19 protein-coding genes are annotated in these 22063 nt (G+C 46.9%); all 19 read right to left on the reverse strand.

All coding sequences use genetic code 11. The features are described from left to right. Positions 1–23: 23 nt before the first annotated feature. The 19 genes from AB3351_RS09450 to rpsB all read right to left on the reverse strand — a co-directional run bounded on the left by AB3351_RS09450 (position 24) and on the right by rpsB (position 21910). Positions 24–968, reverse strand: coding sequence for a bifunctional riboflavin kinase/FAD synthetase (locus AB3351_RS09450; protein WP_371146895.1), 945 nt, complete (start codon positions 966–968; stop codon positions 24–26). Beyond that, entirely contained in the window at positions 969–1904 is a 936-nt protein-coding gene (truB, locus tag AB3351_RS09455) for a tRNA pseudouridine(55) synthase TruB (protein WP_371146896.1), read from the reverse strand. It lies immediately after the preceding gene. After that, entirely contained in the window at positions 1901–2899 is a 999-nt protein-coding gene (locus AB3351_RS09460) for a DHH family phosphoesterase (RefSeq protein ID WP_371146897.1), read from the reverse strand. The genes truB and AB3351_RS09460 overlap by 4 nt, the downstream gene beginning before the upstream one ends. Then, the gene (rbfA, locus tag AB3351_RS09465; protein ID WP_371146898.1) at positions 2896–3258 is read right to left on the reverse strand and encodes a 30S ribosome-binding factor RbfA; all 363 of its coding nucleotides are present in this window, start codon (positions 3256–3258) and stop codon (positions 2896–2898) included. Before rbfA ends, AB3351_RS09460 begins: the two co-directional genes overlap by 4 nt. Before the next feature lie 41 nt (positions 3259–3299). After that, on the reverse strand, positions 3300–5771 hold the full coding sequence (infB, locus tag AB3351_RS09470) for a translation initiation factor IF-2 (RefSeq protein WP_371146899.1): 2472 nt from the start codon (positions 5769–5771) through the stop codon (positions 3300–3302). Positions 5772–5788: 17 nt separating this feature from the next. After that, the gene (locus AB3351_RS09475) at positions 5789–6088 is read right to left on the reverse strand and encodes a YlxQ family RNA-binding protein (protein WP_371146900.1); all 300 of its coding nucleotides are present in this window, start codon (positions 6086–6088) and stop codon (positions 5789–5791) included. Next, the gene (gene rnpM, locus AB3351_RS09480) at positions 6085–6360 is read right to left on the reverse strand and encodes an RNase P modulator RnpM (protein ID WP_371146901.1); all 276 of its coding nucleotides are present in this window, start codon (positions 6358–6360) and stop codon (positions 6085–6087) included. Before rnpM ends, AB3351_RS09475 begins: the two co-directional genes overlap by 4 nt. Positions 6361–6366: 6 nt before the next feature. Next, entirely contained in the window at positions 6367–7521 is a 1155-nt protein-coding gene (gene nusA, locus AB3351_RS09485) for a transcription termination factor NusA (protein ID WP_371146902.1), read from the reverse strand. Positions 7522–7548: 27 nt separating this feature from the next. Beyond that, complete coding sequence (gene rimP / locus AB3351_RS09490) at positions 7549–8013, reverse strand: ribosome maturation factor RimP (RefSeq protein ID WP_371146903.1); 465 nt, start codon at positions 8011–8013, stop codon at positions 7549–7551. Between the two features lie 187 nt (positions 8014–8200). Next, on the reverse strand, positions 8201–12508 hold the full coding sequence (locus tag AB3351_RS09495; RefSeq protein ID WP_371146904.1) for a PolC-type DNA polymerase III: 4308 nt from the start codon (positions 12506–12508) through the stop codon (positions 8201–8203). Positions 12509–12712: 204 nt separating this feature from the next. Further along, positions 12713–14422, reverse strand: coding sequence for a proline--tRNA ligase (locus AB3351_RS09500; protein ID WP_371146905.1), 1710 nt, complete (start codon positions 14420–14422; stop codon positions 12713–12715). Between the two features lie 235 nt (positions 14423–14657). After that, complete coding sequence (rseP, locus tag AB3351_RS09505) at positions 14658–15917, reverse strand: RIP metalloprotease RseP (protein ID WP_371146906.1); 1260 nt, start codon at positions 15915–15917, stop codon at positions 14658–14660. Between the two features lie 34 nt (positions 15918–15951). Next, on the reverse strand, positions 15952–17100 hold the full coding sequence (locus AB3351_RS09510; protein WP_371146907.1) for a 1-deoxy-D-xylulose-5-phosphate reductoisomerase: 1149 nt from the start codon (positions 17098–17100) through the stop codon (positions 15952–15954). A gap of 44 nt (positions 17101–17144) precedes the next feature. Beyond that, positions 17145–17921, reverse strand: coding sequence for a phosphatidate cytidylyltransferase (locus AB3351_RS09515; protein WP_371146908.1), 777 nt, complete (start codon positions 17919–17921; stop codon positions 17145–17147). Positions 17922–17950: 29 nt separating this feature from the next. Then, complete coding sequence (locus AB3351_RS09520) at positions 17951–18727, reverse strand: isoprenyl transferase (RefSeq protein ID WP_371147159.1); 777 nt, start codon at positions 18725–18727, stop codon at positions 17951–17953. 63 nt (positions 18728–18790) lie between these two features. After that, on the reverse strand, positions 18791–19348 hold the full coding sequence (gene frr / locus AB3351_RS09525; protein ID WP_371146909.1) for a ribosome recycling factor: 558 nt from the start codon (positions 19346–19348) through the stop codon (positions 18791–18793). Positions 19349–19353: 5 nt separating this feature from the next. Then, positions 19354–20076, reverse strand: a complete 723-nt coding sequence (gene pyrH / locus AB3351_RS09530) for a UMP kinase (RefSeq protein WP_371146910.1) — start codon at positions 20074–20076, stop codon at positions 19354–19356. A gap of 117 nt (positions 20077–20193) precedes the next feature. Continuing rightward, positions 20194–21081, reverse strand: coding sequence for a translation elongation factor Ts (gene tsf / locus AB3351_RS09535; RefSeq protein WP_371146911.1), 888 nt, complete (start codon positions 21079–21081; stop codon positions 20194–20196). Positions 21082–21199: 118 nt separating this feature from the next. Continuing rightward, positions 21200–21910 (reverse strand): 30S ribosomal protein S2, encoded by a 711-nt coding sequence (gene rpsB / locus AB3351_RS09540; RefSeq protein ID WP_371146912.1) that lies wholly within the window; start codon positions 21908–21910, stop codon positions 21200–21202. Positions 21911–22063: the final 153 nt, after the last annotated feature.

The following is a 22063-nucleotide window of genomic DNA, read 5'->3' on the forward strand; positions in this document are numbered from 1 at the left end:
AACGACAGAGTAAAGCGCCGTCTCTATACAACCGACAGTTTGGCAAACTGCTCTTTTGCAGCTAAGACATCGGCCTGAATCTGGGCAATTAAGGCTTCCACCCCAGCAAATTTCTGTTCCTCACGAATAAAGAACAAAAATTCCACTTCAAGTGATTTCCCATAAATATCACCTGTAAAATCAAACAAATGAGCTTCAAGCGATTTCTCTTTGCGCTCATTCTCAAATGTCGGTTTAATGCCGACATTCATCACACCATAGTAGGTTCTGTCTTCTAGATTAACGCGCACACCGTATACTCCGTTTCTCGGTACAAGGTACGGAGCATCCAACTGAATGTTTGCAGTTGGAAAACCAATGGTGCGACCACGCTTTTCACCGTGGATCACCGTCCCGCATACACGGTACGGGCGGCCAAGAAATTGGGTCGCTTCTTTTAACTTACCGCTGTACAAATATTCTCGGACGAGCGTGCTGCTAATCTTCTCACCAAATTGATTGACCGGTCCGACAACATCGACCCCGTACCGTCCACTCGCGTGGTTTTGCAGTGTGAAGAGCGTACCCTTGCCCCTGTGTCCAAACGTGTAATCAAAACCGACGACGACATGATTTGGCGACAGCTGCATAAGGAATTCATCTATGAAATCTTCCGGATAGATGGAGGCAAACGAAATGTCAAAATGAACAACGTATACGATATCCACCCCCATCTTGTCCAACTGCGCAAGCTTTTCATCCACAGGCGTCAAATATTGGGTATAGCCACTCTGACCAAGGACCTCACGCGGGTGCGGATCAAAGGTCATCACAGCCGCCTTCACGCCTAAAGAATTCGCTATATCAATCGCTTTTTGAATGACGCGGCGATGCCCCATATGGACGCCGTCAAAATAGCCTAAAGCCAGTACGCATGGTTCGCCTCTAAAATCAGGTGGTAGCGGATAGTGCAAACGTTGAATTTCCATTTATGCCTCCCCCTCCGGAAACACTCTTACAGGTTTGGATTCGACACCATTCTCTTTATCTATATATATCACTTCATGCAGAGCAAGAAAAGCACCTTCTGGGCTATATAAACGAAGCTTATCTCCTAGCTGCCAGTCCCCTGGTTTGCGATGACGCTGACTGAGGCCATTACGTATCGCTGCAACTCTTCCTGGCGGAACCGTTACGGCAGGATACTGAGAGAGTCCAAGATCAAGCGGGTGCAAAAGTGCTTGCAGCTGCTCTTGTTCAGCGGCTTCCTCTAATTGTGCAAAGGTTACACACTGATCAAGTATAAAAGGGCCGCTTTTGATACGCTGCAAATACGACATATGGGAAGGATAGCCGAGTGCTGCTCCCATATCGACACATAACGTACGCACATACGTCCCTTTAGAGCAGGTAACGGTAAAGGTTAACGTTGGTCGCTCTTGCTCTAGATTCATCTCTTCAATCTGAATATTATAAATCGTAACGCGACGAGACGTACGTTCAACGGTCTTGCCTTCACGTGCCAATTCGTGCAAACGCTTGCCCCCCACTTTGACGGCTGAATACATTGGCGGCAGCTGCTCAATCTCTCCAATGAAGCGCGCCGTCATTTCTTTCACTTGCGCTTCTGTAAGACGAGGTTCAATTGCCTTCTCATCGATAACCTCTCCACTAGCATCCTGTGTGTCAGTCGCTATGCCAAGCGTCATGATCGCTCGATACATCTTCGGTGCTTCATGCAAATAGTCAGCTACCTTGGTTGCCGGACCAATACAGATGGGAAGCACCCCCGTCACATCCGGATCAAGCGTACCGGTATGCCCTACTTTTTTGGTTCGTGCAATTCTTCGTATCTTCATTACACAATCATGCGAGGTCATTCCTGCAGGTTTATACAATGGAACAATGCCGGATAGCTGACTCATGCTTGATCGCCACACTCCCGCAGCGCTGCGCTCACTTTTTGCGCCACCGCCGCCTGTATATCCGCAAGCGCGCCGGCTACTGTGCAGCCTGCCGCACGTACATGACCGCCGCCGCCGAGTGATTGGGCGATTGCCGCAACGTCCACTTGACTGCGTGAGCGAAAGCTTACCTTCACCTTGCCGTCCGCTACCTCCTTGAATAGAACACCAACTTCTACACCTTCAATATTGCGTCCGTAATTCACAAGACCTTCCGTATCCTCATTGCTTGCTCCCGTCTCGTCAATATCAGAAAGCGTAACTGTCAAATACGCAGCCTGATCATCGTCACTCAACTGCAGGGTCTGTAAGGCACGCTGTAAAAGCTTCACATGTGCTTTCGTAATGGACTCAAGCATACGCTCTGCGATTGCCCCGGATTCAACTCCATGGACAAGCAGATCAGAGGCTGCTTCCATTACATGGGGAGACGTATTGGAATAGCGGAAGCCACCCGTGTCTGTCAACAATCCGGTATACAGACACGTTGCCAGCTCTTTATTCATAGATAATTCCATATGCTTTATAAGATCGAAAATCACTTCCGCTGTTGCTGCCGCATCTACTCGAACAAGGTTAGTCGTACCAAATAGATCATTCGTCGGATGATGATCAATATTCAACAGCATACGCCCAGGTGTAAACCACTGCGCTACTTCTCCTACACGGGCGAAATCTGCACAATCGCATGTAATAACTACATCATATGTATGGTGTTCCGCCTGGGCGGAGGCAGAAACAATCTCATCCGCGCCCGGCAGAAACATGAATTTGGCTGGGGTTTCCCCTTCATTGACAAGAGTAGTCTGCTTGCCAAGTCCGTCAAGCAGCCACTTCATTGCCAAAAGGGAGCCAGTGGCATCCCCGTCAGGATTGACGTGATTCACTACAAGAAAATGCTCATGTTCGTGCAGGAAACGTGCCGCAGCTTCCAAGGATGCCTTGTATGAACTCATTCTCTTTCTTCCCCTTTTTCTTCTTTAATCTCATGCAGCAGCGATTCAATTCGACTGCCGTATTCAACCGACTCATCGAACTTAAATAACAAGTCCGGTGTATGACGCAAACGCACGCGGCGTCCGATTTCGCCACGCATAAAACCCTTCGCTTTCTCAAGCGCTTTAAGCGTATCGCTCCGCTGCTCATCTCCGCCTAGTACACTGATGAATACTTTAGCCTGAGACAAGTCGCCAGACACTTCTACACCTGTTACCGTAACAAAACCGATGCGCGGATCTTTGATTTCACGCTGGATGATTTGACTGAGCTCTTTTTTAATCTGTTCGCCTACACGATTGGTGCGAATATTGCCCATATCGTCTTCACCTCATTCTAACTGAACGATTATGTTCGGGATTACTGAGCGACCTCTTCCATGATGAATGCTTCAAGAATGTCGCCCTCTTTAATATCGTTATATTTCTCAACGGTAATACCACATTCATATCCTTGTGCTACTTCTTTCGCGTCATCTTTAAAGCGTTTGAGCGCATCGATCTTGCCTTCATATACAACAATACCCTCACGGATGACACGAATGCCGGCATCACGCTGAACCTTGCCGTCTGTTACGTAGCAGCCTGCAATCGTCCCTACTCGGGATACTTTGAATGTCTGGCGCACTTCAGCCTGGCCGATAATTTTTTCTTCATATACCGGCTCCAGCATGCCTTTCATTGCCGCTTCAATTTCTTCCATTACTTTATAAATGATACGGTGCAGGCGAATGTCTACCTTCTCCGCTTCCGCTGTCGTACGAGCATTCGGCTCAGGACGAACGTTAAAACCGATAATAATCGCATTGGATGCTGATGCCAAGATAACATCCGATTCCGTAATAGCACCAACGCCTGTGTGAATGATTTTTACACGTACGCCTTCTACATCAATTTTTTCAAGCGAGCCGCGCAGCGCTTCAACAGAGCCTTGTACGTCCCCTTTGATAATGACGTTGATGTCCTTCATTTCGCCTTCTTTGATCTGATTGAACAAATCATCTAGCGAGACGCGGGCTGAAGCACGCAGTTCCTTCTCACGGCGATTGGATGAACGGCGTTCTCCTATCTGACGTGACATCTTTTCGTCTTCAAACACCATGAATTGATCGCCGGCTTGCGGTACATCATTTAGCCCGGTAATCTCAATCGGTGTGGATGGCGGTGCTTCCTTAATACGACGGCCTTTATCATTGACCATTGCACGGATGCGGCCAAATGTCGTACCTACTACGATCGGATCGCCGATCTTCAGCGTTCCCTGCTGCACCAAAATCGTCGCAACCGGACCGCGTCCTCTATCTAGCTCGGCTTCGATTACAGTACCGCGCGCACGCTTATTCGGATTGGCTTTCAGCTCCTGTACTTCTGCTACGAGCAGAATCATCTCTAGAATATCGTCTAAGCCTTCACGCTTTAATGCCGATACATGAACAAAGATTGTATCTCCGCCCCAATCCTCCGGTACAAGTCCGTGCTCAGTTAATTCCTGCTTCACACGATCCGGATTTGCAGACGGTTTATCCATTTTATTAACAGCAACGATAATCGGTACATTCGCAGCTTTCGCATGGCTGATAGCTTCAACTGTCTGCGGCATGACACCATCATCCGCTGCAACGACAATAATCGCAATGTCGGTTACCTGAGCACCGCGTGCACGCATGGTCGTAAACGCTGCGTGGCCCGGCGTATCAAGGAAAGTGATTTTCTTTTCGTGTTTAACTACCTGGTATGCACCGATATGCTGTGTAATACCGCCAGCCTCGGTTGAAGTAACATTCGTTTCACGGATGGCGTCCAACAGCGTCGTTTTACCATGGTCAACGTGTCCCATAATCGTTACAACAGGTGGACGTTCTTGCAACGTATCCGGATCATCCACTTCTTCGATATTCTCGAAGTCGCTGTAATCAAGCTCGATTTTTTCTTCTACTTCAATCTCATAATCAGTTGCAATCAGATGAATCGTATCCAGTTCAAGCTCCTGATTGATCGTCGCCATAACGCCAAGCCCAAACAGCTTCTTAATAATTTCAGACGGCTGTTTTTTCATTTTTTTACCGAGCTCAGCTACCGTCAGCGGACCAGATATTGTAATCTTATCCACTTTAACTTCAGGCTTTGGCGGCTGCTGTGGACGGTTTCCACCTGGACGTTTAATGCCCTTGTTTTGCTCAGAGGACTTTTTATTGTCATCAAAACGTTTAGAGCGTCCAGTATTAGGCTTTTGTGCCGATCTTCCACGATTTTGGCGATCATCACGAGACGGCTTGCCACCTTGGCTGCTCTGGCCTTGCGGTCTTCCGCCTTGACCCTGTCCCTGTGGTCTGCCACCCTGGCCTTGCGGTCTTCCGCCTTGACCTTGCCCCTGCGGTCTGCCACCCTGGCCTTGTGGTCTTCCGCCTTGACCTTGCCCCTGCGGTCTGCCACCCTGGCCTTGTGGTCTTCCGCCTTGACCCTGTCCCTGCGGTCTGCCACCCTGGCCTTGTGGTCTTCCGCCTTGACCTTGTCCCTGCGGTCTGCCACCTTGACTGCTGTTTCTGTTTCCCTGACCTGCATTATTTCGATTTTCGTTTCTAGTGTTTTGCTTATTTTGTTCTTGGTTTTTTTCCATCGTCCCACTCTTTTCCGTATCGCTCTTTTGTTGTTCCTGACCATTTGCGCGTTGTTTTACCTGCTTCAAATGCTGTTCTACCTTTTGAATCATGCTGTCTTCTAGTGTACTCATGTGGTTATTTACCGATAAATTGAGTTTATGCAATAGGTTGATCATCTGCTTACTGCTGATGCCCTGCTCTTTGGCATATTCATATACTCTCAATTTACTCATTAATCCACCCCCGACAGTTATTGGTTCATCAGCTGCATCAATCGTGCTGCGAAGCCTGCATCTGTCACGCCAATGACAACACGTTGCTCCTTTCCAAGCGCGGCGCCAAGCGTTTGACGAGTGCCATAGGTTACGCAGGGAGTTTTGTAGCTGCCGCACTTATCTGTTACTTTTTTGCGGGTATTCGGGGATGCATCGTCCGACAATATAACCAGATGAACCTGATTTTGCCGTACGGCTTTGATGACAAGTTCTTCTCCCGTAATGAGCTTGCGGGCCCTCTGCGCTAGGCCGAGCAACTGCTCCACTTTATTCATTTGCGTACACTCCTCGCAAATGACTGTTCCAACTCTTCATACATTGCATCCGTGATTTCTGCTTTTAGAGCACGGTTTAGAAGTTTCTTCTTCTTTACAATGTCAAAAGCTTCGCGTGAACGTGACACATATGCGCCTCGTCCCGCTGCTTTGCCAGTTGGGTCGATCTTTACTTCCCCTTCCGGCGTACGCACGATGCGCAGCATATCGCGCTTGTCAAACATCTCCTGCGTTGCGATGCATTTGCGTTGCGGAGTTTTTCTCGCTTTCACGAAGACCTACTCCCTTTCCTCCGCAGCATCCGCTAAAACGGATCCTTCCGCTTCATCCTGCATTCCTTCACCTTTTGCTGCACCAGCTGGAATGATAGAAATGGGTTCGCTGTATTCAAAGCCTTCTTCTGCTGCTTGTGTTTCACTTTTAATGTCAATCTTCCAACCTGTCAGCTTCGCAGCAAGACGCGCATTCTGACCGCGCTTTCCAATTGCTAATGACAGTTGGTAATCAGGCACAACGACGCATGTTACCTTTTCGCCTTCATATACGGTTACATGCACAACCTTTGAAGGGCTCAAAGCATTAGCGACATATTCAGCTGGCTCTTCGGACCATTTCATAATGTCGATTTTTTCACCGCGCAGCTCCTGTACGATCGTCTGTACACGCATTCCCTTCGGACCTACGCAGGCACCGACCGGGTCAACATTCGGATCAGCCGAATATACGGCAAGCTTGGAACGATCCCCTGCCTCACGCGCTACAGATTTAATCTCAACAACCCCATCAAAAATCTCCGGAACCTCAAGTTCAAAGAGACGTTTCAACAGTCCCGGATGTGTCCGAGAGACAAAAACTTGAGGTCCTTTTGTCGTCTTCTCTACCTTCGTGATATATGCTTTTACACGATCGCCCTGCTTAAATGTTTCGTTAGGCATTTTCTCATTTAGCGGCATCAATGCTTCGACTTTACCAAGATCAATATAATAGAACCGGCTGTCTTGACGCTGCACGATGCCGGTTACGATGTCTTGTTCACGGTCGATAAATTCGCTGTAAATAATGCCTCGCTCCGCTTCACGAATACGCTGGGTTACTACCTGTTTGGCCGTCTGTGCTGCAATCCGGCCAAAATCACGCGGCGTAACTTCCATATCAATAATGTCATCGACCAAATAGTTTGGATCAATTTCCTGCGCTTCATCTAAGGAGATTTGCGAGCGGGGGTCTGTTACTTCTTCTACGACGGTTTTGCGAGCAAATACACGCACATTGCCAAGTTCACGGTTAATATCAACACGTACATTTTGTGCAGAATTAAAGTTACGTTTATAGCCAGAGACAAGTGCCGCTTCGATTGCTTCGATTAGTACCTCCTTGCCAATCCCTTTTTCTCTCTCTATCTCATTTAATGCTTCAATAAACTCAGCATTCATTGTTATCCCTTATCCTCCTTTCAAATCCTAAAAAACAATCGCTAGGCGAGCACTAGACACTTTATCTCGCGGGATAAGCGCATTCGTTTTCGCTTCCTTAATCTCCAATTGACTTCCATCATAGGAAACGAGTTCGCCTTCAAATAAGCTGGCTCCGTTAATCGGCTCTAACGTAGTTACGTGTACGTGCTTCCCTACCGCACGTTCGAAATCGCGTTCTTTTTTCAATGGGCGTTCGGCACCGGGCGAAGATACTTCTAGAAAATATGCACCGGGAATCGGATCGACGTCATCGAGCTTCTTGCTCAACTTCTCACTGACACGCCCGCAGTCTTCGATGTCGACACCGTCCTCTTTATCGATATAGACACGAAGGAACCAGTTGCTGCCCTCTTTTTTGTATTCGATTTCGACAAGCTCCAAATTTTCCTCTTCTAGAATCGGTGTGACCAACTCTTCAGTCACGGCGATTACATGTTGACTCAAGAACATAAACCCCCTAGAACAAGCTCAGTAGAATGCAGAACATCTAGCCCGCTTCCCCGGCTAAAAGGAAAGAGTGGGTTTCCCCACTCTTTGCGTCATTACAATACGTATACTTAGTATTACCAAAAAGTATTATAGCATAATCATGAACCTCAGGCAACTCTCCCCAGCGGAGGAGCAGGATGAGCGCCTCCTAGAACAAGGAGAGTTGATTGGTCTCCGGCAAACTGGTTAAGCAGCCCTGTTGTTGAAGAAGTTCAATAACGGACCTAGAGCAGCGCGCACGCTGCTGTAAATCTTCAACTGAAAGGAATTCACCTGCTTCACGTGCCTTCACGATATTAAGGGCGGCATTCGTTCCGACTCCAGCCATCGAATTGAACGGAGGGATCAGGCTGTTGCCATCAATAATGAACTGCGTCGCATGAGAGCGGTAGAGATCAACGTTCTGAAATGTAAACCCACGCTCACACATCTCCAAGCACATCTCAAGAACGGTCAGCAGCGTCTTCTCTTTTGGCTGTGCATCATTACCTTTATCGACAATTTCCTTGATGCGCGCCCGGATGGCCGCAGAACCTTGTACAGCAAGCTCAACGTCGAAGTCATCTGCCCGTACCGTAAAGTATGTGGCATAAAAATAGATTGGATAATGAACCTTAAAATAAGCGATACGCACAGCCATCAATACATAGGCGGTAGCGTGCGCCTTCGGGAACATATACTTGATCTGCTTACATGACCAGATATACCAATCAGGCACGTTATTTTTCTTCATTTCCTCTTCCATTTCCGGTGTGAGGCCTTTTCCTTTACGTACCGATTCCATAATCTTAAACGCAAAGGACGGTTCAAGCCCCTTGTGCATGAGATATACCATAATATCGTCTCGGCAGCCGATTACATCCTTTAGCTCACATGTTCCATTACGTACAAGATCCTGGGCATTATTCAGCCATACATCCGTTCCGTGTGAGAGTCCTGAAATCTGCACCAGCTCAGCAAATGTCGACGGGCGCGTATCTTCGAGCATCTGCCGCACGAACTTCGTACCGAATTCCGGTACGCCGAGCGTTCCAACGTTGCTGTCAATCTGCTCCGGCGTGACGCCAAGCACGTCCGTTCCGCTGAAAATCTTCATTACTTCCGGGTCGCCGACCGGAATTTTTTTCGGATCAAGCCCTGTCAGATCCTGTAGCATCCGAATTACCGTCGGATCATCGTGACCGAGAATATCAAGCTTCAATAAATTGTCATGAATCGAATGGAAGTCATAATGAGTCGTGCGCCACTCTGCCTCTTTGTCATCTGCCGGATATTGAATCGGACAAAAATCATAGATTTCCATATAGTCCGGTACAACAATAATACCGCCTGGATGCTGGCCAGTCGTACGTTTTACGCCTGAACATCCGGTGGCAAGTCGGCTCATCTCGGCATTACGCCAGCTCTTGCCCTTTTCTTCCGCATACTTTCGCACAAATCCATATGCGGTTTTCTCAGCTACCGTACCAATTGTACCCGCACGATATACATACTCTTCACCGAACAATACTTTTGTATAATTGTGCGCATGAGGCTGATACTCCCCAGAAAAGTTCAAATCAATATCGGGAACCTTATCTCCCTTAAAGCCAAGGAACGTTTCAAACGGAATATCGTGTCCGTCTCCGGTCATCGGAACGTCGCAGCTCGGGCAATTCTTGGGCGGCAAATCAAAGCCTGACCCGTACTCACCCTTCATAAACCATTCGCTGTGCTTGCACTCCGGACAACGATAGTGCGGCGGAAGTGGATTTACCTCCGTAATCTCTGTCATTGTTGCGACGAACGAGGAACCGACAGAACCCCGACTTCCTACGAGATAGCCGTCATCGATCGATTTTTTCACCAGCTTATGTGAGATCAAATAAATAACCGCAAATCCATGGGTAATGATGCTGTTCAATTCTTTTTCAAGGCGTTTCTCCACGACCTCCGGCAGCTCATCACCGTACAATTCTTTCGCTTTGTTATAGCTCATCGAGCGGATTTCTTCATCGGCACCTTCAATTTTTGGCGTATACAAGTCTTTCGGAATGATTTCTAGCTCTTCGAACCGGTCGGCAAGCAAGTTCGGGTTCACTACCACAACTTCTTTTGCCTTCTCTTCTCCTAGATACTTAAACTCTTCTAGCATTTCATCCGTTGTACGGAAATGCGCATCCGGCTTATATTGATCCTTAAGCGGACTAAAGCCCGTAATCCCGTGAATAAGAATGGTCCGATAATCTTTCTCCAACGGGTGGACATAGTGTACATTTCCGGTGGCGATAACTGGAATGTTAAGCTTTTCCCCAAGTTCGACGATCTTACGGTTCGTCTCCATGAGGGTTGCCTCATTCGCAACGAGCTGTTTTTCAATCAAATGGCGGTTGATTTCGATCGGCTGAATTTCCAGCACATCATAGAAACGAGCTACTTCTTCCGCCTCTTCTGGACTTTTGTTCAATATGGTCTCAAAGAATTCACCTTTCTCGCAGCCCGATGAGATGAGAAGTCCTTCCCGGTACTTCTGGATTTGAGCCTTCGGAATGCGCGGTGTCTTGTACAAATACTCCGTATGAGAGAGTGAGATGATTTTGTATAAATTCTTCTTGCCTATATCGTTCAATGCATAGATGTTACAGTGGAACGGACGTGAATTCTGCAAGTCCAATCCAACATGATTGTTTAAATCATTCAAATTCACAATCTCGCGCTCCAACACTTCCTTCAACATGAAAAAGAAGACATAGCCGGTCGCTTCCGAGTCATCAACAGCCCGGTGATGATTCTCAAGGCTTACATTAAACTTGCTTGCCAGCGTATTTAAGCGGTGATTACGCATTCCCGGGTAGAGGAAGCGGGCAAGTTCAAGTGTATCAAGAAACGGATTCGCCACTGGCTCACGCCCAGTCTGCTTGCAGCTTGCATGCAAAAAGCCCATATCGAATTTTGCGTTATGTGCCACCAATACCGCATCGCCGATAAAGTCGATGAACTCGCCTATAACCTGATCAAGTTCAGGCGCATTTTTGACCATATCATCCGTAATGCTCGTTAACTGTTGAATATTGAGCGGGATTGGTACATGGGGATTCACAAAGGACTCATACCGTCCAATGATCTCTCCATTCTTCATCTTCACTCCGGCCAGCTCGATAATCGTATTATTAACAACAGACAAGCCCGTTGTCTCTACGTCAAAGACAACATATGTATCATCTGCCAACATACGATCCTGCGGCTGATGAACAATGACGGCTGAATCGGATACGACGTTAGCTTCCATGCCGTATAAAATTTTGACTCCATGCTTTTTTCCAGCCGAGAATGCTTCGGGGAAAGCCTGTGCTCCTGCATGATCGGTGATAGCAATGGCCTTATGACCCCATGCCGCCGCCTGCTTAATCAAGCGCTCGGCCGAAGCGATTCCATCCATTGCACTCATGTTTGTATGACAGTGAAATTCAACGCGCTTCTCCTCAGCATTGTCCGTACGAGAAGAGGACGGCTTAATCTCTATTAAATCTTTTGCCATCATCACAAGTTCACGGGCAAACGTATCTTCTTGAATCGTTCCGCGCACGCGCAGCCAAATACCGTTTTTGATTGCTGCAAGCTTCGGTACATCATCTTTATCACGGGCGAATATTTTTACCTGAAGAGAATCGGTATAATCCGTAATATTGAAGGTACAAAGCGTACGACCGCTGCGAAGTTCACGCAATTCCGCACCAAAGACCAATCCTTCGATGCATGTACGACCCATCTCTTCTTGAATATCGCAGATTGAGATCGCCTCGTCTTTAATATCATAGCCCATCTGTAGTACTTCACCCAGAACGGCTTCCTTGCTGGCTTCGGCTTTCTCCTTCTCTTTCTGTTTCTCCAATAACGCTTCCATCGCACGACTGCGATCTTCTTCTTCCCGCTGCTCAACGAACTGCTGATATGTCTCTTCTTGATTTTGTGCAACATGGTACGTAACAGGCAGCGATACTCCGCATAAGCGTTTCATCGTACGGCCAATCCATTCATCCACCTGACGCTGCTTCATTTTATCAATGGCAAACGTATCAAGTACGCCAAGCTTCAGCTTGTTATCCGCTACTTCACAGGTCGCGTTCTTTAAATACGCGGCGGTGGAATTGATGTGCGGGGTCACCCTTTCTATTACAAGCGGCCAATATTCTTTAACAAAGCCAGGCATTGGCACGGGCGTGATGTATCTCATGTCACAATCCACGGCGGCAATGTTTTGAAATGCTTGAACAAGCTTGACATGAAATGCCTGGTACACATTAAGCGGAAGCAACTCGGGAAGCTGCAGCATAAAGTGCCAGCGCTTCTCCTGGCGATATACTTCCACTTTCTCAATGCGGCCGCCAGAGAAATATTTTTCAACAAATTCAGGTGGAATAGCCAATTGCTGAAGCAGGAGGCCGAAGCGTTCCTCTTTTACCTTGTCGTTCTCCATAAAAAAAAGCACCTTCCTCCTGGAAATAATAAACCATACAAAAAAACACAAGAGAGGTGGGAAGCTGCAAGATGATATAAGCAAGGAGTTCAATGTCCAACTCTTGCTTTTCACCCTTCCCTTCCCACCTCGTTATTAGCTTGGCATATTCAGTTTATCAAACGATCTATCATTGTGACAGATTGACTTTTTGATTTTTATTCTTTATTGAAGAGAGGCTGCTAACTCTTTTACATAGGCAAGCAGCTCATCTACATGAATGTCTTTGCTCTCACCTGTTTTGCGAACCTTGCATTCAACAAGACCCTCTGCGGCTTTGCCTCCAACAGTGATGCGGATCGGCAGGCCAATCAGGTCAGCATCCTTGAACTTAACACCTGCACGCTCTGGACGGTCATCAAGCAGTACTTCATAGCCTTCATGCAGCAGCTTTTCATAGAGCGATTCAGCCAATTGCCTCTGCTCTTCGTTCTTCACGTTTACCGGAATGACATGAATGTGGTATGGAGCCAGTGACCACGGCCAGATAATTCCGTTTTCATCATTGTTCTGCTCTACGCAAGCAGCGACTGCACGGGAAATACCAATGCCGTAGCAGCCCATAATCATCGGCTGCTCTTTTCCATTCACATCAAGGAACTTCGCGCCCATCTTTTCACTGTAGCGGGTCCCCAGCTTGAATACATGTCCGACTTCAATCCCGCGCGCAAATGTGATAGAACTGCCGCAGCGCGGGCATTCATCGCCTTCGACTACGTTGCGCAAGTCCGCATATGCCTTTACTTGGAAATCGCGGCCTGGTACAACATTTTTATAGTGGAAGTCTTTTTCATTGGCGCCAGCTACGGTGTGCACCATATGCTCTACCACAGCGTCCGCATATACCTCAATGTCTGTAGGAAGGTTGAATGGTCCAACAAAGCCAAGCGGAATGCCAAGCGCGCTCAACTCTTCTTCAGTTGCCATCGTTAGTACATTGGCGTCCACGATATTTTTTAACTTAATATCATTCAGTTCATGATCACCGCGTACAAGCGCAACAACAAAACGTTCATCCGCTTTAAATACAAGCGCCTTAATGAATTGGCGTGCTTCCATATTAAAGTGATTCATTAACTGCTCAATGGTCTTCACATCAGGCGTTTCTACTTTTTCAAGTTCATGCTGTGCTGCTTCATGCTCACCGGCAGACTTGTACACAACTTCCGCCTTCTCAAGGTTGGCCGCATAATCACAAGATGTGCAGTATGCAATCGTATCCTCACCGATATCAGATAGCGCCATGAATTCATGTGTACCTTTCCCGCCGATTGCACCCGCATCCGCTTCCACCGCTCGGAATGTGAGTCCTGCACGTGTAAAGATACGCATATAGGCATCATACATGCTGCTGTAGCTTGCATCGAGGCCTTCGCGCGTCGTATCAAAGCTGTAGGCGTCTTTCATAATGAACTCGCGAGAACGAATGACCCCGAAGCGTGGACGTACTTCATCGCGGTATTTGGTCTGAATCTGATATAGATTGATCGGCAGCTTTTTATATGTGTTCAGGTTATCGCGCACCAGACCTGTTACTACTTCTTCATGTGTTGGTCCTAATACGAAATCACGGTTGTGACGATCTTTTAGACGCATCAATTCAGGCCCATATGCATCCCATCGTCCAGTCTCCTGCCAGATTTCAGCCGGCTGAATCGCGGGCATGGCAATCTCCTGCGCTCCGGCACGATCCATCTCTTCCCGCACAATCTGCTGTACTTTCCGCAGTGTACGATGTCCGAGCGGTAAATATGTATAAACACCAGACACTAATTGACGCATGAGTCCTGCCCGAACCATTAGCTTATGGCTTACAATCTCCGCTTCTGCCGGAACCTCCCTAAGCGTCGGCAGAAATAATTTAGATTGTTTCACGACACTCTACCTCCTAAAATGTGAACATAAAAAAGAAAAGAGGAAGAGGATGAGCGGCATCACACTACGATTACCGACATGCATCCCCATTCCTTTTCTTTTATAAAAAGTATGGCCGCACTTCGACTCTCGCTTCTCGCTCGTTGCCTCTTCCTCTTGTATCCAACCATATTGATGTTAAAACCTGCTACCTCTCAGCATATATGGTTATACGTGAAAAAACCAGCAGTTTATTCTAAAAGAATCGTTGAATGTCATTCCATGTGACTACCAAAATCAGCACCATCAAGAACGCGAAGCCCAAGAAATGCACGACGCCTTCTTTCTGCGGATCAATCGGTCTTCCTCGCAAAGCTTCCAGTCCGATAAATACGAGCCTTCCGCCATCCAATGCAGGAAGAGGAAGCAAATTCATGATACCAAGGTTTACACTAAGCGCAGCAGCCCATTGAATGAGCACAACCAGCCCATTCTCAGCAGCTTTGTACGTATAATTGAAAATGCCTACTGGTCCGGACAGCTCCTGCATCGGAACCTGACCGGTAAACAGCTTGCCAAGCATTTCATAAATCAGCTTCGAAAATTCATACGTAGTCACCGCTCCGTACTTGATCGCTCCAATGAACGACTTAGAGGTTGGTGAGTACACGCCAATTTTACCTACTTGTACTTCTTTATCGCCCTGCTTCTGGACCTCTTTTGCCGGTGTCACCGGCAGAGAGAACTGTTCTGCGCCTCGCTCAATAATAAATGTCAACTCTTTACCAGGTGATGTGCTGACCACTTGTACGATATCTCTCCAACTACCCATTTGCTTGCCATCAATAGAGAGAACCTTATCTCCTTCCTGCAAACCCGCACGAGCGGCTGCTTGATCCGAAATAATCTGCCCTACAACAGGCTTATCAACCGGCACACCATATGCCGCACCCATTGCTGTCAATAGAACAAACGCTAACAGAAAATTGGCAAGTGGTCCCGCAAAAATAGCGGCTGCACGCTGTCCTACCGTTTTGCTATTAAACTGACGATCATATGGTGCAATCTGCGTCTCTTGATTATGCTGTACAATCATCGCCTGTGGATGCACAGTGTATTGGACATCTTCTCCGTCCTCAATACCGCGAATAAACAGACGATGCTCAAAATCCGTCTCTTCAGCCGTAATTACGGCTGCCTCTGGATAATTGCGGATATTGGTCAGAATCATACGAACAACATTGCCCTCTTTATCGAAAAGCAAGCCTACATCCTGTCCACGTTGAATCTCTACAACTTCTGGATCTTCCCCGGCCATGCGTACAAAACCGCCAATCGGCAGAAGGCGCAGCGTGTAACGAGTTTCACCTTTTATGAAAGAGAACAACTTCGGTCCCATTCCGATTGCGAATTCACGGCATAAAATACCGGCACGCTTGGCCAATAGAAGATGCCCTAATTCATGAATGAAGACTAACAATCCAAACACAAGAACAATGGCTAAAACCTTTAACAACGGGGTTCCACCTTTCCTGATTGTTTGGCCCCTCTTAGGCCGGTTGGTATTGATCTGCCATCTGACGCGCCCACCGGTCCGCTTCGAAAATATCCTCTAACGCCGGGTCTTTTACTACTTGATGCTTTGCCATTACATGGGCAATCGTATCCTCAATCGCGATAAACGGAATCTCTCCACGCAGGAAACGAGCCACAGCCACTTCATTGGCCCCATTCAATACCGTTGGCATCGTTCCACCCTTCTCACCCGCTTCATATGCAAAGGCCAGGCATGGATAGCGCGCAAAGTCCGGTGCTGCAAAATGAAGCGTAGCGATACGGATTAGATCAAGCGGTTCCGTTTCAAGTGGCACACGGGCAGGATATGTGAGTGCATATTGGATCGGAATCCGCATGTCAGGTGTTCCTAACTGGGCCATGACGGCTCGATCTGTAAATTCTACCATGGAATGTATAATACTTTCCTTATGAAGAATCGTATCGATTTTGGAGTATGGCAGATCAAATAGCCAATGCGCTTCGATAATCTCTAACCCTTTATTCATCATTGTAGCCGAATCAATGGTAATTTTAGCCCCCATACTCCAATTTGGATGGGATAAAGCCTCTTCGACGGTTACATCTGCCAACTGCTCTCTTGTCAGGTCTCGGAAGGAACCTCCGGACGCTGTAAGAACAAGACGGCGGATGGACGAGCGGTCTTCCCCTTGTAAGCATTGAAAAATAGCAGAATGCTCACTATCTATCGGTATGACAGAAACGTCACGTTCTTTCGCTTTTCGCATTACAATATGGCCCGCCGTTACAAGCGTTTCTTTGTTGGCTAAACCAATTGTTTTTCCTGCTTCGATCGCAGCTAACGTCGGTGAGAGCCCGGCGCTGCCTACCATAGCAGAGATGATAAAGTTCGCATCGGGGTGAGTCGCAACCGCAAGTGCGCCTTCCTCCCCCCATACTACCTTCACATTGGAAGGCAGCACAAGCTTTGCTTTTTCAGCCAATTCCTTAGTCTGAACCGATACAAGCGACGGCTGAAATTCTCTGGCCTGCTCGGCCAAAAGATTAATATTTCTTCCGGATGCAAGCGCAACAACAGAGAACTGCTCGGGATGCTGGCGCACCACGTCAAGTGCCTGTGTCCCAATCGATCCGGTAGAGCCCAGGATGGCTATTTTCTTCATATTTCCTCCTAACGGATGGTCAACCTATGCCTCTTCTTCTCATTTTATAACAAGTGCAGCAAATGCAGAACAGGAAATACAATAATTAAGCTATCAAATCTATCAAGCATTCCACCATGCCCAGGAAGTATTGCTCCTGAATCCTTAACATTAAGTGTGCGCTTAATTGCCGATTCCATCAAATCTCCAATCTGTCCGCTCACCGAGATCACAAGCCCGATCAAAAGTGCACGCGGAATTGTCAACGACTCTGTCAGCAACGAAAACACAAGCATGGTTGCCATGGCCAGCGCAATGCCTCCCAGTGCGCCTTCAATGGTCTTATTAGGACTAATAGACGGCCACAACTTTGTTTTGCCTCGCGCTTTTCCGATAAACAACGCACCCGTATCGGTTGCCCATGTGCTAAACAGAATTGCGAGCATAACCATAAGACCATTCGTTATTCTCGTTTCGTTCATAAAATGAAAGCCGATTCCAAGATAAAACGCACTAAATAAAAGATAGGCTACATGCTGATATTCTACCCGATTCTTTGAAGCTACAGTAATAAATAGAAACAGCAGAACAAATAAAAATACGATATCGCCCCGCAGCATATTTCCGCTCCATACCAGATCGGGGAAGAGCAGCAGCCAGAGAAAGGCCAGGCCGGCAATACCATGCCAATCCATCAATCGAATATGATTCATCCGAATTAATTCATAATAAGCGAGCGTAGCAAGAAAAAAAACAAGGGCAGTAAACCAGACGCCTCCTTGATAAACAACAAGAAGAAAGCCAGCTCCCCCCAAAATCCCTGTTATTACCCGTGTTTTCAAGCATTCCACCTCTTACCTGGCGCTACCTGTTATGTTAGTGCACCATATCGTCTGTTCCGCTGTTGATATGCTTTCATTGCTTCATAAAAATGTTTGCGGGAAAAGTCAGGCCAGTAGACATCGCTAAACCAAAGTTCACTGTAAGCGAGCTGCCAAAGCATAAAGTTGCTCAGTCGAAGCTCTCCGCTTGTGCGAATGAGAAGGTCCGGATCTGGCAGACCGCATGTAGTCAGGTGCGAACTAAATAGCGCTTCATCGATTTGCTCCACATTCAGTGTGCCGGCCTTGACCTCCTGTGCGATTTGCTGAATCGCTGTCACCATCTCTGCGCGACTTCCGTAATTAAGCGCAAAGTTAAGGATTAGACCAGTATTCTCACGCGTTCTCTCTCTTGCTTGTGTGACAGCTTTGAGCGTATAATCCGGCAGATCTTCTTCATAGCCGACCATGCGCACTTGTACATTGCGCTCGATTAACTCTTCCAACTCTGTCGCCAAATATTCTTGGGGCAGGCGCATCAAATACTCAACCTCTTGGGCAGGCCGTTTCCAATTTTCTGTTGAAAAAGCATACAGCGTTAATACTTCTACGCCCAATTCATCTGCTGCTTTCGTAATCTCCTTGACCGTCTTCATACCGGCACGGTGTCCGGCCACACGCGGCAGTGCACGCTTTTTGGCCCATCTTCCGTTTCCATCCATGATAATAGCCACATGTTTTGGCACATTGTGCGGATCTAGATCATACTCGCCAAGCAGCGAATTGTCTTCGTTTTTTTGCATCCACCTGGTTAGTTTATCAAGCATACGTACGTTCCCCCGTACATTCAAATATATCATAAACCCCCTCACCTACGAGGGGGTTAATTGTTACACTTCCATGATTTCTTTTTCTTTATCAGCAATGACTTGATCAATAATAGCAACATGCTTATCTGTCGCCTTTTGTACCAAATCTTGATTATGCTTCATATCATCTTCCGTAATGTCGCCATTTTTCTCCAGCTTTTTGATGGAGTCATTTGCATCACGGCGAATGTTACGAACGGCTACCTTTGCTTCTTCGCCCTCTTTTTTCGCCAGCTTAACGAGCTCCATGCGGCGCTGCTCTGTTAACGCAGGGATCGAGATGCGAATGACATTGCCGTCATTTGTCGGTGTTAAGCCAAGGTCAGACTTCAGAATCGACTTTTCGATTGGACCAAGCATCGTCTTCTCCCATGGCTGAATCACAAGCAGGCGAGGTTCTGGCGTACTTACATTCGCTACTTGGTTTACCGGAACCGGAGAGCCATAGTACTCAACCGTTACCCGATCCAGTAAAGAAGGAGTGGCTCGGCCTACACGAAGCGTAGTAAGTTCCCGTTTTAAGGAAGCAATGGCTTTATCCATTCTCTCTTCGGCTTCTTTTAACACTTGCTTTGGCATCGTTCTTATTCTCCTTTCACAATCGTACCAATTTTTTCGCCCATAACGGCTCGTTTAATATTACCTTCTTCCATGATAGAGAAGACAAGAAGCGGAAGATGGTTATCCATACATAAGCTAGATGCAGTCGAGTCCATTACACCCAACCCTTTGTTCAGCACTTCTAGATACGTAAGGTTTTCATACTTTTCAGCATTCGGGTCGATCGCTGGATCAGCTGAATATACGCCGTCCACTTTATTTTTTGCCATTAGAATCACTTCTGCTTCGATTTCCGCTGCGCGAAGCGCTGCTGTTGTATCCGTAGAGAAGTACGGATTTCCTGTTCCTGCAGCAAAAATCACGACACGATTTTTCTCTAGATGACGTACTGCTTTTCTTCGTATGTAAGGTTCGGCAACTTGCCGCATTTCAATCGATGTTTGCACGCGTGTTGGCACGCCTACACGCTCTAGGCCGTCCTGTAGAGCCAGGCTGTTCATAACAGTAGCTAACATTCCCATGTAATCAGCTGTTGTGCGGTCGATTCCTTTTGCACTTCCGGCCAACCCCCGCCAAATGTTTCCACCGCCTACGACGATAGCTACCTGTACACCTAACTCAACAATCTCTTTAATTTGGTGAGAGATCGACGCAATGACATCGGAGTCGATGCCGTATCCGACGTTACCGGCAAGCGCCTCTCCACTTAGTTTCAATACAACACGCTTATACGCGGGAAGTGGCATGAAAAAACAACTCCAATCCTCAATGTAATTCTTCGCCAGTTGCTGAAGAGTTCCTGCTTTATCTATGCAGTTTATAAAATAGGGAACACGTCGTGTTCCCTATTTTACTTCTGGGTATTATTGTTTTTTCGTTTGCGCCATTACTTCTTCAGCGAAGTTGTCGACTTTTTTCTCAATACCTTCGCCTACTTCATAGCGAACAAAACGTACAACATCTGTGTTGTTTGCTTTTAGTAAATCTTTTACTTTTTTATCGGAATCTTTTACGAAAGTTTGTTCAACTAGGCAAACTTCTTCGTAATATTTGTTCAAGCGGCCTTCTACCATCTTTTGTACGATGTTTTCTGGCTTGCCTTCATTTAATGCTTGAGCAGTCAATACTTCGCGCTCTCTATCTAGCTCGCTTGCATCTACTTCATCACGTTTTACATATGTCGGTTTAGCAGCAGCGATCTGCATAGCCAAATCTCTTGCCAGATCTTCATTTGTAGTATTGGCAAGCTCAATTAAAACACCGATACGGCCGCCCATATGCAGGTAATGACCGAACAGGTTGCCATCCGGCTTCTCAAGGATTTCAAAGCGGCGGATGTTCATGTTCTCACCGATTGTTGAGATTTTCTCATTAAGCACTTCTTGCAGCGCTGCACCTTCGCCTTTGAACGCTTGTCCAAGCGCTTCATCTACATTTGCCGGACGCTGGCTTAGCAGATGCTCAGTAATTTCTTGCACGAAGTTTTGGAAGTTTTCGTTTTTCGCTACGAAATCTGTTTCGGAGTTCACTTCTACGATTACACCCATGTTTCCTTCAGTTGAAACAGCTGTCAGACCTTCAGCAGCAATACGGTCTGATTTTTTCGCAGCTTTTGCGATACCTTTTTCACGAAGAATGTCAACCGCTTTTTCCATATCTCCATTGGATTCTTGCAGCGCTTTTTTACAATCCATCATACCTGCACCTGTTTTGTCACGCAGCTCTTTTACCATGCTTGCACTAATTGCCATGAGAAAATCCTCCTACATGTTTATTATGTGTAAATTAATAAGGATTTGTATCGTTATTTTCTGTAACAAAAGGGCGAAAGGTTACCCCCTTCGCCCACCCTTACAGTACTTGCGGAACTTATACAGTCGCTGCGACTTCTTCTCCGGAACCTTGGTTTCCTTCAAGAACCGCATCCGCCATTTTTGCTGTCAGAAGTTTCACAGCACGGATCGCATCATCATTACCCGGAATTACATAATCGATTTCGTCCGGATCGCAGTTTGTATCAACGATACCTACGAGTGGGATACCAAGTTTGCGAGCTTCCGCAACAGCGATACGCTCTTTGCGAGGATCGATTACGAAAATCGCATCCGGCAGACCCTTCATTGTGCTGATACCGCCCAAGAATTTCTCCAGACGTTCTTTTTCTTTGCGAAGCAAGATAACTTCTTTCTTAGGAAGAAGTTCAAATGTACCGTCATTCTCCATTTGATTCAATTGATGAAGACGTGCTACACGTTTTTGGATGGTAGAAAAGTTAGTCAGCGTACCACCCAACCAACGTTGGTTGATATAGTACATGCCGCAACGCTGAGCTTCTTCAGCTACAGACTCTTGCGCTTGTTTTTTCGTACCTACAAACAGGATTTTACCGCCAGAAGCCGCTACTTCGCGAACGAAGTTATAAGCTTCCTCAACTTTTTTCACTGTTTTTTGCAAATCAATAATATAAATTCCGTTACGTTCGGTGAAGATATAGCGGGACATCTTCGGGTTCCAGCGACGAGTCTGGTGACCAAAGTGCACACCTGCTTCCAGCAATTGTTTCATAGAAATTACTGCCATCTCCAACGACACCTCCTCTAAAATGGTTTTTTGTAAAGCCTCCGTCCTTCGCATCTTCGAATGAGACTTGTACATATAGCATAAGCACCTTCATCCGAATTGAAGAACGTGTGTATTTTCACACCGTTTGTAAATATACCATAGGTGTAAAAA

Origin of the sequence: Aneurinibacillus sp. REN35 (genome assembly GCF_041379945.2) — a bacterium.
GTDB lineage: Bacteria > Bacillota > Bacilli > Aneurinibacillales > Aneurinibacillaceae > Aneurinibacillus.

What these genes read in the sequence shown, in the direction of transcription:
- nusA (WP_371146902.1), bottom strand. Translation starts at nt 7,521, where the DNA reads ATGAATGCTGAGTTTATTGAAGCATTAAATGAGATAGAGAGAGAAAAA.
- AB3351_RS09475 (WP_371146900.1), bottom strand. Translation starts at nt 6,088, where the DNA reads ATGAATAAAGTGGAGCAGTTGCTCGGCCTAGCGCAGAGGGCCCGCAAG.
- AB3351_RS09520 (WP_371147159.1), bottom strand. Translation starts at nt 18,727, where the DNA reads ATGCTTGATAAACTAACCAGGTGGATGCAAAAAAACGAAGACAATTCG.
- AB3351_RS09450 (WP_371146895.1), bottom strand. Translation starts at nt 968, where the DNA reads ATGGAAATTCAACGTTTGCACTATCCGCTACCACCTGATTTTAGAGGC.
- frr (WP_371146909.1), bottom strand. Translation starts at nt 19,348, where the DNA reads ATGCCAAAGCAAGTGTTAAAAGAAGCCGAAGAGAGAATGGATAAAGCC.
- tsf (WP_371146911.1), bottom strand. Translation starts at nt 21,081, where the DNA reads ATGGCAATTAGTGCAAGCATGGTAAAAGAGCTGCGTGACAAAACAGGT.
- AB3351_RS09495 (WP_371146904.1), bottom strand. Translation starts at nt 12,508, where the DNA reads ATGGAGAACGACAAGGTAAAAGAGGAACGCTTCGGCCTCCTGCTTCAG.
- pyrH (WP_371146910.1), bottom strand. Translation starts at nt 20,076, where the DNA reads ATGCCACTTCCCGCGTATAAGCGTGTTGTATTGAAACTAAGTGGAGAG.
- rimP (WP_371146903.1), bottom strand. Translation starts at nt 8,013, where the DNA reads ATGTTCTTGAGTCAACATGTAATCGCCGTGACTGAAGAGTTGGTCACA.
- AB3351_RS09510 (WP_371146907.1), bottom strand. Translation starts at nt 17,100, where the DNA reads ATGAAGAAAATAGCCATCCTGGGCTCTACCGGATCGATTGGGACACAG.
- truB (WP_371146896.1), bottom strand. Translation starts at nt 1,904, where the DNA reads ATGAGTCAGCTATCCGGCATTGTTCCATTGTATAAACCTGCAGGAATG.
- rbfA (WP_371146898.1), bottom strand. Translation starts at nt 3,258, where the DNA reads ATGGGCAATATTCGCACCAATCGTGTAGGCGAACAGATTAAAAAAGAG.
- rpsB (WP_371146912.1), bottom strand. Translation starts at nt 21,910, where the DNA reads ATGGCAGTAATTTCTATGAAACAATTGCTGGAAGCAGGTGTGCACTTT.
- AB3351_RS09460 (WP_371146897.1), bottom strand. Translation starts at nt 2,899, where the DNA reads ATGAGTTCATACAAGGCATCCTTGGAAGCTGCGGCACGTTTCCTGCAC.
- infB (WP_371146899.1), bottom strand. Translation starts at nt 5,771, where the DNA reads ATGAGTAAATTGAGAGTATATGAATATGCCAAAGAGCAGGGCATCAGC.